The following is an 11,751-nucleotide window of genomic DNA, read 5'->3' as shown; positions in this document are numbered from 1 at the left end:
GGTGCATAATATTTTAGATTTTATGAAAATGAAAGAAAAAGGTTATGAATCATCCGGATATTGCTAGACGTGTTTACAATCACACTTGGAAACTTGATCCCATTATTCGGTCACTTCTTGATACGGATTTTTATAAGCTTCTAATGGTGCAGATGATTTGGGGGTTATATCCTAATGTTAATGTTACTTTTTCCCTCATAAATCGCTCTAAAACAATACGTCTTGCCGACGATATTGATGAGAGTGAATTGCGTGCCCAACTTGATCATGCTCTTAGTTTGCGCTTTACAAAAAAAGAAATGATTTGGCTTGCTGGTAATACATTTTATGGACGCAAACAAATTTTTGAACCGGATTTTCTTCAGTGGCTTGAGAATTTTCAACTTCCAGAATATGAACTCACCCGCAAAGATGGCCAATATATCCTTCATTTTCATGGACCCTGGGCCCATAGTTCCATGTGGGAAATTCCTGCCCTTGCTATTATTAGTGAATTACGTTCACGTGCTGCTCTCAAAAAACTAGATCGTTTTGCTCTTGATGTACTTTATGCGCGTGCTAAAGCAAAAATGTGGAGTAAAGTTGAACGTCTCAAAAAATTGCCTGATATTAAAATATCTGACTTTGGGACAAGGCGTCGCCATTCTTTTTTATGGCAGCGCTGGTGTGTGGAAGCATTAAAAGAAGGCATTGGTCATTCTTTTACTGGAACTTCTAATGTTCTTCTTGCCATGGATACGGATTTAGAAGCTCTTGGAACCAATGCACACGAATTGCCTATGGTTATTGCGGCTCTCAGCAACAATGATGATGAATTACGCAGAGCTCCGTATCAAGTCTTGCAAGATTGGAATCGTTATTATGGTGGAAATCTTCTCATTGTATTACCTGATACCTTTGGTACAGAAGAATTTTTACGCAATGCACCAGATTGGGTCGCTGATTGGACGGGTTTCAGACCCGATAGTGCGCCTCCTATTGAAGGTGGTGAACGTATTATTCAATGGTGGAAAGAAAAAGGAAAAGATCCACGCAAAAAACTTTTAATTTTTTCTGATGCTCTTGATGTCAATACAATTGAAAAAACCTATCATCATTTCCATGGTAAAGTGCGCATGAGTTTTGGATGGGGCACGGATCTTACCAATGATTTTACAGGCTGTGCACCTCAGGAAATCGAAACTCTTGATGCTCTTTCCCTTGTTTGTAAGGTGACCTATGCCAATGGTCGACCAGCCGTAAAACTTTCAGATAATCCTGAAAAAACGATCGGTGATTCAAAAGAAGTACAACGTTATCTCAATTTTTTTGGTAATAAAAAACGAATTGCTAGACCTATAAAGACATAGTTTCCGGTTCTTTAAAACAAGTATATTGATCCATCATATTGTTTATAAGATTGATTTTTGTCCTACCCTAAGGACGAGGATTCTTAACCTTTGCTGGTCTGTAAACAGTTCGGCTGTTTTTGAGCAGATTCTACTTGGCCTACCACGCATACGCTTCACTTACATAAGGCGCGATAGATAAGACTTAAAAATATTTACGACGCATTAAAAAAATACTTAACGGGCCAAGGAAGTTTAGCCAAGGAGATTTTCTCATTTTAACCCTGTTAAATCAAGCACACTCATCTCCTTGCATGTATGAAGGTTTTCAAGTTCTAAGGGTTATTGTTGTAGTTTGACAGTAGGTTTTATACTAAGTGGGAAGAGGTTGGATTAAGTAGGAATACGTGGTAATTTGTTGTTTTTATGTACAATTTTGACCATTCAATGCGCGTTTTATCAAAATAGATTTTGACACCTAAAATTGCAAAAATTACCGAAAATCAGAAAAAAGTGCGTTTCCATAAGTAAAAATGAGAAAAGGCTTTCAAAACCCTTTGAGAACATCTTTAAACTCTTTGAAAAAATAAATTGGTACAAAATCTAGTGTCAAAATATACAAAACCAGATGACAAGCTATAATTGTAGCATTAGGAATTACTAAGGCAACATTGGAGGATGACAAATAGCATGGTGACTATTGGTGTGCATTTTGAAAGGCAAGGATGATGGTGCTCAAATAGATTTTATACACGTTACAATGAGATTTTACTTTATCCATGTATGGTCTGCTATTATGAAATGAGTAAAGTGTTGGGAGATGTTTCATTAAAATAAATGTGTAAATAACATGATTTGGGAGACCTTTTGTTTTACGTGAGGGGCATGACTTCATTAAAAAACAGAGAATGCAATAATATTTTTATTTCGAATAAGCTTTATACAAAGACAGAGAAATTATTTATTCGCATATTATAATAAGAATGCGTGTATATATAAAACCATTTGAAAAACTCTGTTGTTTCTTATGAATTATTCTTAAGTTAATAACAGATGTAACATTAAAGATTGATATAATAGACCGGCTTCTTAACTGTATAAGTATAAAAATGATGGTGTTTAGTAAGCTTTGTATTATATCCTCATTAAGAGATATGAAAACAAACGAAATGTCTTTTAGAAAGAAATGACTATCATATCAATGACTTTTTAATGATGTATATGTAGAGATTCATACAAACATGCTTTACAAAAATAATGACTCTCTTCCATGAATGTGATTTATCATTGTTTACCAAGTGAGAACATTTTGAGTGTTCATAAAAATTATTTCACAAACATATTATTAATTAATTGCGTTCAAAAAGCTTGCTATTTCATATGCATTTTGGAAATGGAGAGCTTATATTCAAAACTTAAAAGTTCTCATAGTTTTTACAAATAAGTTGAAGCTAAAAAGAGTATCCCATAAAGCCTTTTTTATCATTAGGAAGATGGACGTGTTACAATATAAATGGCAATCAGCAATAATATAACCGCAACAAGTAAAGAAATCCACAAAGGAGGGTGTAGCATTACAAAAAAGGATAAAAATCCTCCTGTCATACTCATCATTGCAAAAACTTTAACGAATGGAGAGATTGCTTTTTTTTCTTCCCATCGCTTAATAGGGGGACCAAAAATACGATGATTATTCAACCATTGATGAAAACGTGGAGAAGAACGCGTAAAACACCATGAGGCAACCAATAAAAAAGGCACAGTTGGCATAATAGGTAATACGACACCGATAATACCTAATATAACCATCGCCCACCCTGCTATATAATAGCAGATACGTAAAGGGTGCGATATCTTCAAATCTTTTTTCATTTTCTCGTACTATTTTCCTCTACGCAAAACCCTATACAAAAACATTGTATCTGTTTTTTTCTGTTTACATGTCTGAGTGCACAATTACGCTCTACCCCTTCATGCGTAAGTGTCTTTGCTGTTATAAGTTCCTTGAAAATACCGAATAGCTTACACAATATTATAATCATTTTAAATGATTTCAAGAAAAGAGGAGAGATTTTAGAAAAACAAAAAAATAAAAAGGCTGCAGAAGAAATCAATGCAGCCTCTTAATTAAGAATGCAGTGTTGGGGGGGAGAAAATTTACTGCATTCACCTGCTAGATATTAGGAGGAAAAATAACCTAGCACCCCAAACTCTAATTAAAATAAAAATGAGAAACAATATATAAAAATGCATGGCTGATATGCATGAATTTTAACACTTTCAAGTCTCTTGAACTGTGTTTCGACGAAAGAAAATCATCATGAAAATAGCCATAAAAATCAACGTCAAGATCAACACAATTGTGGAAGCAGAATCAGAGCCGATAAATAAGCTGAGATAAATCCCTAAAAAACCAGAAAAAGCTGCAACAAGTATCGCGATCATTAACATAAAAGAAAACCGATTTGTGACAAGATAGGCAATTGCTCCTGGTGCTATCAGTAAAGAAATAACGAGTACGATCCCTACAGCTTTCAAAGCTGCAACAATTGTAAGAGAAATCATCGTTAGCAGGGTATAGTGGAGTAGAGATATTGGTAACCCCATTGCACGTCCTTGAACTGTGTCAAAAATATACAGCATAAAGTCGCGCCATTTTGCTGCTAAAATAAAAGTGACAACAGCGGAAATGATTGCCGTCTGCGTTATATCAAGCCAGTTAACACCTAAGAGATTACCAAATAGAATATGATTCAAATCTAAGCTACTATAAATAGACGTGGCTAAAACAAGCCCCAAACCAAACATTGAAGAAAAGACCACACCCATCACCGTGTCCTGTTTGATACGGCTATTGCTCCCTAAAAAACCCGTTAATAGTGCACACACCATTCCTGCAACAAAAGCACCGCAAGTAATCAAAGTCATTGTAATATTCTCTGGACGCATATGCTGAAACCAAGCAAATGGCAAAGAAGTTAAAAATGCGATTACCCATGGTGTTGTCATATAACCAACAACAACACCTGGAAAAACTGCATGAGAAATGGCATCGCCTAACAGCGCCCATCCTTTCAAAATAAGAAAACAGGAAAGCATCGCCATGGGAATAGAAAGAATCATGACAATAAGCATACCCTTAAGCATAAAAGAAAACTGAAACGGAAGCAGTAATTGATCAATCATGATAATATTACACCCTTTTTTGCCGCATTTATGCGTAAGCGCGCAGCAATAAACCCATGTTTAGGAGCAAAAATAAAAGCCAAAACAAATAAAGATGCTTGAAAAAGCACTACAACCCCCCCCGTTTGTGCATTCAAAAAATAACTCACATAAACACCCAAGACACTTGTGAAGGTTCCAATTACAACTGCAATAACCAAGATGTTCACGAAACGATCACTTAAAAGATAGGCCGTTGCCCCAGGTGTCACAACAAGACAAATGACTAAGAATGCTCCAACGGTTTGCATCGCAGCAACAGTACAAGCGGCAAGCAATGTGAAAAAGAGAATCTTTAAAAATTTTACGTTTAATCCAATGGCATGCGCATGCGTTTCATCAAATAATGACACAAGAAGATCTTTCCATTTCAAAAGCAATATAAGCAACGAAACAAAGCCGATAAAAGCCAATTGTAGAATATCTGTTGAACTCACTGCTAAAATATTTCCCAAAACAATCGTATCAATATTAACAGCCATTGGTTTTAATGATTTGAGAAACAACCCAAAGGCAAAAAAGGAAGAAAAAATAAGCCCAATAATGGTATCTTCTTTAAGCTTTGTCCGGTGGTTAAAAAAGAGCATTGCTGCTGCTGCAAGACCACCAGAAAAAAAAGCGCCGAGTGAAAAAGGTAATCCTAAAAGGTAAGCTCCTGCTACACCAGGAACAATCGAATGGGAAAGTGCATCACCAATCAATGACCAACCTTTTAACATCAAAAAAGCTGAAAGAAAGGCACAAACACACCCAACTAACCCAGAAACCCACATTGCATTCACCATATATTGATAGCTCAGTGGCTCAAGCAACCAAGAAATCATGCAACGTGCTCCACTCTTTCAATATCTTCACAAACTGCAGACTGCTTTCTTCCCATGAAAACATCATTTTTTTTTGTGGTTTGAAGATCAAAAATATGGTGATGCAAAGACCCTCCAAAAGTTTTCTCCAGATTTTCCTTTGTAAAGATTTTTTCTGTTAACCCAGAAGCTAAAACAGTACCTTTTATTAAAACTGTATGATCACAAAATTCGCGAACAGAACCCAAATTGTGAGTTGAAACCAAGATCACTGCTCCTTCTTTACGGAGATCTTGTAACAAAGCAATGATTTTATCTTCTGTTGTAACGTCAACCCCTGTAAACGGCTCATCTAATAAAATAGCTTTTGCTTTCTGTGCAAGAGCGCGCGCTAGGAAAACACGCTTTTTCTGTCCACCAGAAAGTTCTCCAATTTGGCGCTTGGCAAAAGCCAACATATCAACGCGTTCTAAGGCAATACGAACGGCTTCATAATCTTGTGTACGGGCATAGCGAAAGAAATTCATATGACCGTACCGCCCCATCAATACAACATCTTCAACCAAGACAGGAAAATTCCAATCAACATCTTCACTTTGAGGAACATAAGCAATAAGATTTTTTTTCAAAGCTATATCAACGGGCAAATCAAACATACGAATTTTTCCCTTTGAGGGGCGTACAAACCCCATAATCGCTTTAAATAACGTTGACTTACCGGATCCATTAACACCAACCAATGCCGTAATAGAACCCTTTGGACTTTCAAAATTCACTTCACGTAAAGCTGTATGTCCATTACGATATGTTACCGTTACTCCTTGGGCAAAAATTCCACATTCCGTCATTGGTTTTTTACTCCCTCTACTAAAGCATTGCTAATACGCCCACTCGTGACACGTAATAAATCAATATAAGTGGGTACCTCACCATTTTTCTCACTTAAAGAATCAACATAAAGAACACCACCGTATTTAGCTCCTGTTTCTCTGGCAACCTGCTTAGCAGGCGCAGGGGAAATAGTGCTTTCAGAAAAAACTGCATGAATATTGTATTTGCGAACCATATCAATAACATGCTTGACCTGCTGTGGTGTTCCTTGTTGGTCAGCATTGATGGGCCATAAATAAAGTTCTTTTAGATCAAAATCACGCGCCAAATAGCTAAAAGCCCCCTCACTGGTCACAAGCCAACGTTTATCTTGCGGTACAGCTTCTAATTCAGCCCTAATTGGATCAATCGTTGCACGAATTTTCTGTTTATAAATTTCAGCATTCTGTTTATAAATTTCAGCATGTTCAGGATCATATTTTACAAAAGCATCGCGAATATTATCAACGTAAATCAAAGCAGAGGTCGGTGACATCCACGCATGAGGATTGGGTTTACCGCTAAAGGGGCCCTCACCAATTTTAATGGGTATAATACCTTTTGAAACAACAACACTTGGAACATCCTTGATATTTTGAAAAAACTTTTCAAACCAAAGCTCTAACTCTAAACCATTCCACAATACAAGGTTAGCTCCCTGAGCACGCATAAGATCGCGTGGGGTGGGTTGGTATTCATGAATTTCCGCACCTGGTTTTGTAATGGATTCAACATCAGCGGCATCACCTGCTACATTGCGTGCCATATCAGCAATGATAGTGAATGTCGTAACAGCTTTAAATTTACCAGCACACAAAGCAAAATTGGGTGTAAAAAAAATAACACTTCCAAAAACTATGGTGAAAAACGTTCTTACGTTCATTGATTCTCTCTTTCCTTTATATGCCTTCTTTTTATTGCAAATAATTTGCATTATCATTTAGCAATAGCAGTTATCTTTTACATTTGCAATGAAGGATTAAGAGAAAAAATAACTTTTCAAGATGTTTAAAAACAGTTTTTTCATATTGAAAAAATTGATGATTTAAGCAGCTTGTTTTGGTAAGGAGGTCCCCTTTCAAGAAGTTCTATAGCTCTTGAATGCCAAACAAAAAGGGAGCACGCAAAGATGCTCCCACTTCATGTAAAATATCTCATAAAAAATGAGAATACTCAGTAGCGCAAATATGCACCTGTCATTTTGGTAACATTATCCACGATCTTTGAGGCAAGCTTTTCTAAATCTTCATCTGTTAAAGTCCGTTCTATGGGCTGAATAGTTACTTCAATTGCAACAGATTTTTTATCTTCACCAAAGCTTAAATCTTCAAAAATATCAAAAACCCGCACTGAATGAATAAGTTTTTTATCGGCTCCACTTGCCGCCCGAATAATAAGAGAAGAGGCAACAGTTTTATCCGCTATAAAGGCAAAATCACGCCGCACCATTTGAAAAGGTAAGAGTTTCAAAGGAGGACGGCTTTTGGTCGTTTTTTTCTTTGATTCTGGAATTCGATCTAGAAAAATTTCAAAGCCGCATAAAGGGTCACTGACATCTAACTTTTCTAATGTAGCAGGATGAAAAACACCAAAAAAACCAAGAATAATCTTTGATCCAAGTTTTATGACACCTGAACGACCAGGATGATACCAATCCGGTGCTCCAACTTCAATCTGCACTTTCCCAACATCCATATCGCATGCTTCTAAAATAGCTAAAGCATCTGCTTTGGCATCAAAAACATCAACGACGGTTGCATTTCCATTCCAAAAACGCCCAGCCCCTTTAAATTGCTCTGTTCCGCGACGAATTCCACTAACAACACGGTGTTGTTTATCAGGGGTGTCGCCCTCATAAATACTTGAAACTTCAAACAAAGCAAGATCGGAAAAACCACGATCAGCATTTCTTTGTGCCGCCATAATCAAGCCAGGTAAAAGGGAAGGACGCATCATTGACATATCAGCAGCAATAGGATTAACTAATTTAAGCTCTTCTTGACCTCCTCCAAAAGCAAGAGCTTGATTTTCAGAAATAAAAGACCATGTCACCGCTTCTTTCATACCACGTTGCACTAGAGCCAAACGTGTAGCACGTGAACGAATTTGTGCGCATGTTAAAATTTGATCTTTTCCTTCTGCAAAGTTTTCCAAAGGAATAGGTTTAATTTTATCTAACCCATAAATTCTCATAACCTCTTCCACCAAATCGGCTTTACCCATAATATCAGGGCGCCATGATGGTACTTTTACCGTAACGACTTCTCCTTTTCCTTCAACAAAAAATCCAAGTTTTGTTAAAATAGAGATGACTTTTTCAGGTTCTATTTCCAAATTTGTTAAACGTTTAATTTCAGAAAAAGGAAAAGCGATCTGTTTGATTTCTTGTTGCTGATAGCCAACGATCTTCTTTTTAGATACTTCACCACCACAAAGACGTAAGACCAATTCTGTTGCAATCTCAAGTCCTGTTTCTATAAAAGCCGAGTCAACACCTCGTTCAAATCGATAACGTGCATCACTGATAAGACCTAATGCTCTTCCTGTTTGTGCAATGCTTCGCGCATCCCAAAGCGCCGATTCAATAATAATGCGATGTGTTGTTTCATCACAACTCGTTCTTTCACCGCCCATGATACCGGCAATCGAAACAACCCCCTCGTCATCTGCAATGACACAATTTTTAGGGCCCAGATGATAGATTTTTCCGTTCAGTGCTTGAAGTTGCTCTCCTTCACGCGCGCAACGTACACACAAATTACCTTTAATTTTATCTGCATCAAAAACATGGAGTGGACGACCAAGGTCAAAACTGATGTAATTGGTCATATCAACAAGCGCATTAATCGGTCTCAGACCAATTGCATTCAAACGCTGTTGCATCCACTGTGGTGATGCACCATTTTGAACATTGCGCACTTCACGCCAAGCAAAACCTAAACATAATGATGAATCTTGCGAAAAATCTAATGAAACATCGAGAGGTGTTTCAAAGGAAGGATCAAATTTTGACAGGGATAATTCTTTTAATTTTCCCATTCCAGCGGCAGCAAGATCACGTGCAATACCACGAACACCTGTGCAATCGGAACGATTAGGGGTCAAACCAATATCAATAACCGGATCATCTAAACCAGCATAAGCTGCAAATGAACCTCCAATAGGACTATCTTCTGGAAGTTCAATAATCCCATCATGCTCATTTGATAATTCAAGCTCCGCTTGTGAACACATCATCCCAAAACTTTCAACACCTCGGATTTTTCCTACAGATAATGTTACATCAAGTCCTGGAATATAAGTGCCTGGTAGTGCCAGAACACCAACAAGACCTGCGCGTGCATTTGGTGCTCCACAGACAACTTGAACAGGTGTGGAAGTCCCTGTATCGACTGATAAAATTTGAAGTTTATCTGCATCAGGATGCTTTATTGCTGTTAAAACTTTTGCAATCACAAAACCTTTTAAAGAAGACCGATCATCAACGTAATCAACTTCAAGACCTATAGCGGTTAATTTTTCACAAATTTCATTCAAAGATGCATTTGTTTCTAAGTGATCTTTTAACCAGGACAATGTAAACTTCATTTTAAAACCTCACATGAAAGCGATGACTAAGATCACACATTTCTATTAGGAAAAAAAGCAGGCATATCAAAGCAACGAAAGCCATAATGGTCTAACCAACGCAGGTCAGCATCAAAAAAAGCCCGCAAATCAGGCATACCGTATTTCAACATGGCAATACGATCAATGCCCATGCCCCATGCAAAACCTTGATATTCATCTGGATTTAAACCAACATTTTTCAACACCTGGGGATGCACCATTCCGCATCCTAAAATTTCCAACCAATCCTGTCCTTCTCCGAACTTTACTTCTGAACCAGAACGATCACATTGAATATCTACCTCCATAGATGGTTCGGTAAAAGGGAAAAAAGAGGGACGAAAACGCATTTTTACAGAGGGAACTTCAAAAAATGCTTTACAAAAGGTTTCATGTAGCCACATCATATGGGCTATGGTGGAGGTTTTATCGATGACAAGACCTTCTACCTGATGGAACATGGGAGAATGTGTTGCATCCGAATCCATGCGGTAAGTTTTTCCAGGAATAATGATCCGTATCGGTGCTTTTTGTTTTTCTAGTGTACGAATTTGTACGGGTGATGTATGGGTTCGCAATAATTTTCGTTCTCCCATTTTATCAACATCAAAAAAGAAGGTATCATGCATTTCACGCGCTGGATGCCCTTCAGGAAAATTCAATGCTGTAAAATTATAATAATCTGTTTCAATATCAGGTCCCTCTGCAAGAGAAAAACCCAACTTTGTATAAATGGCAATAATTTCCTCAATCACTTGTGAAATAGGATGAATGCGTCCCCGTTCTATAGGTGAAGAGCGAACAGGCAAGGTAACATCAACTTTTTCACGAGAAAGACGGGCATCCATTGCCTGTCTTTTCAGAAGATCACGCTTTTGTGCCCATAATTCTAAAATGCGATTTTTTAATCCATTAAGAACTGGTCCAACTTTATGGCGCTCGCCAGCATCCATTTTTCCTAATTCTTTTAATTTTTCAGAGATACTACCTTTTTTACCCAATGCTGCAATACGCACTTCTTCAAGTGCTTGTTCATCACCTGCTGCCTCTAAGGCTAAACAAATTTCTTGTTCCAGATGCTCAATATCATTCATATTTTTGCCTATTTTTTAATAAAGAAAAACCCGCACTCGCAATAGCCAGCACGGGACCTCGAATAAATGAATGCTTTAAGAGAACACGACTGGCTTATTTGACAGCGCCTTCGAAAGCATTAGGTGTCGTATCTTTTAAATATTCTAAAGCTTTTTTTGCCGAAGCTACTAAAGCAGAAAATGCTTCTGCCTCATGGATTGCTATATCTGAAAGAACCTTACGATCAACCTCAATACCGGCTTTTGATAAGCCATCAATAAAACGTCCATAAGTTAAACCTTCTGCGCGAACAGCCGCATTAATTCTCTGAATCCACAAAGCACGGAAAGTACGTTTCCTATTTTTGCGATCACGATAAGCGTATTGCTTTGAACGATCAACCGCTGCTTTAGCTGCACGAATGGTATTTTTACGACGACCGTAAAAACCTTCAGCCTGTTTAAGAACTTTTTTGTGCTTAGCGTGTGCTGTCACACCTCTTTTCACACGAGCCATATTATAATCTCCTCAAAATCAAAAGCGTAAGGTTTAAATACCATTCGGCAAATAATGCTGAATGACTTTTTTAGCATCTTGTTCACACAAAACCATTGTTCCACGTGCATCGCGAATAAATTTATTCGAACGCTTAATCATGCCGTGGCGCTTACCGGCAGCTGCTACTTTAATTTTGCCTGACGCAGTGATTTTAAATCGCTTTTTAGCGGATGATTTGGTCTTCATCTTGGGCATTTTGCTACTCCGTACATTAATTTATTCAATCAAACATTTTATTCACTCAAGCGGACCAACGCTTGAACAAGCATTTAAACAGCCACGGC

Annotated in this window: 10 protein-coding genes; 1 reads left to right on the top strand and 9 read right to left on the bottom strand. The window is 37.6% G+C overall.

Annotated elements, in window-relative coordinates; all coding sequences use genetic code 11:
- The first annotated feature begins 44 nt into the window (after positions 1 to 44).
- Positions 45 to 1,349 carry a nicotinate phosphoribosyltransferase gene (gene pncB, locus ACFINE_RS01900; protein WP_375611404.1) on the top strand — a complete coding sequence of 435 codons (1,305 nt, stop codon included), beginning with the start codon at positions 45 to 47 and terminating at the stop codon, positions 1,347 to 1,349.
- A gap of 1,464 nt (positions 1,350 to 2,813) precedes the next feature.
- Here pncB and ACFINE_RS01895 read toward each other — a convergent pair.
- From ACFINE_RS01895 to rpmI, 9 genes are all read right to left on the bottom strand, one after another.
- Positions 2,814 to 3,200, bottom strand: coding sequence for a YbaN family protein (locus ACFINE_RS01895; RefSeq protein ID WP_375611405.1), 387 nt, complete (start codon positions 3,198 to 3,200; stop codon positions 2,814 to 2,816).
- Between the two features lie 408 nt (positions 3,201 to 3,608).
- Complete coding sequence (locus ACFINE_RS01890) at positions 3,609 to 4,514, bottom strand: metal ABC transporter permease (protein WP_375620852.1); 906 nt, start codon at positions 4,512 to 4,514, stop codon at positions 3,609 to 3,611.
- Positions 4,511 to 5,377, bottom strand: a complete 867-nt coding sequence (locus ACFINE_RS01885; RefSeq protein WP_375611406.1) for a metal ABC transporter permease — start codon at positions 5,375 to 5,377, stop codon at positions 4,511 to 4,513. Before ACFINE_RS01885 ends, ACFINE_RS01890 begins: the two co-directional genes overlap by 4 nt.
- Positions 5,374 to 6,204, bottom strand: coding sequence for a manganese/iron ABC transporter ATP-binding protein (locus ACFINE_RS01880; protein ID WP_273790252.1), 831 nt, complete (start codon positions 6,202 to 6,204; stop codon positions 5,374 to 5,376). The genes ACFINE_RS01885 and ACFINE_RS01880 overlap by 4 nt, the downstream gene beginning before the upstream one ends.
- Positions 6,201 to 7,109: a metal ABC transporter substrate-binding protein gene (locus ACFINE_RS01875; protein WP_375620851.1), complete on the bottom strand. Its 909-nt coding sequence runs from the start codon at positions 7,107 to 7,109 to the stop codon at positions 6,201 to 6,203. Before ACFINE_RS01875 ends, ACFINE_RS01880 begins: the two co-directional genes overlap by 4 nt.
- A gap of 290 nt (positions 7,110 to 7,399) precedes the next feature.
- Positions 7,400 to 9,814 (bottom strand): phenylalanine--tRNA ligase subunit beta, encoded by a 2,415-nt coding sequence (gene pheT / locus ACFINE_RS01870; protein ID WP_375620850.1) that lies wholly within the window; start codon positions 9,812 to 9,814, stop codon positions 7,400 to 7,402.
- 32 nt (positions 9,815 to 9,846) lie between these two features.
- The gene (pheS, locus tag ACFINE_RS01865; protein ID WP_375620849.1) at positions 9,847 to 10,929 is read right to left on the bottom strand and encodes a phenylalanine--tRNA ligase subunit alpha; all 1,083 of its coding nucleotides are present in this window, start codon (positions 10,927 to 10,929) and stop codon (positions 9,847 to 9,849) included.
- A gap of 94 nt (positions 10,930 to 11,023) precedes the next feature.
- The gene (rplT, locus tag ACFINE_RS01860) at positions 11,024 to 11,425 is read right to left on the bottom strand and encodes a 50S ribosomal protein L20 (protein WP_012754515.1); all 402 of its coding nucleotides are present in this window, start codon (positions 11,423 to 11,425) and stop codon (positions 11,024 to 11,026) included.
- A 33-nt stretch (positions 11,426 to 11,458) separates the two neighbouring features.
- On the bottom strand, positions 11,459 to 11,662 hold the full coding sequence (gene rpmI, locus ACFINE_RS01855) for a 50S ribosomal protein L35 (protein WP_183193590.1): 204 nt from the start codon (positions 11,660 to 11,662) through the stop codon (positions 11,459 to 11,461).
- Between the last annotated feature and the right edge of the window lie 89 nt (positions 11,663 to 11,751).

This window comes from Bartonella sp. AA97HXZ, from assembly GCF_042196985.1.
Classification (GTDB): Bacteria; Pseudomonadota; Alphaproteobacteria; order Rhizobiales; family Rhizobiaceae; genus Bartonella.
The sequence above is the reverse complement of the archived record's forward strand: the minus strand, read 5'-3'. Positions and strand labels throughout refer to the sequence as shown.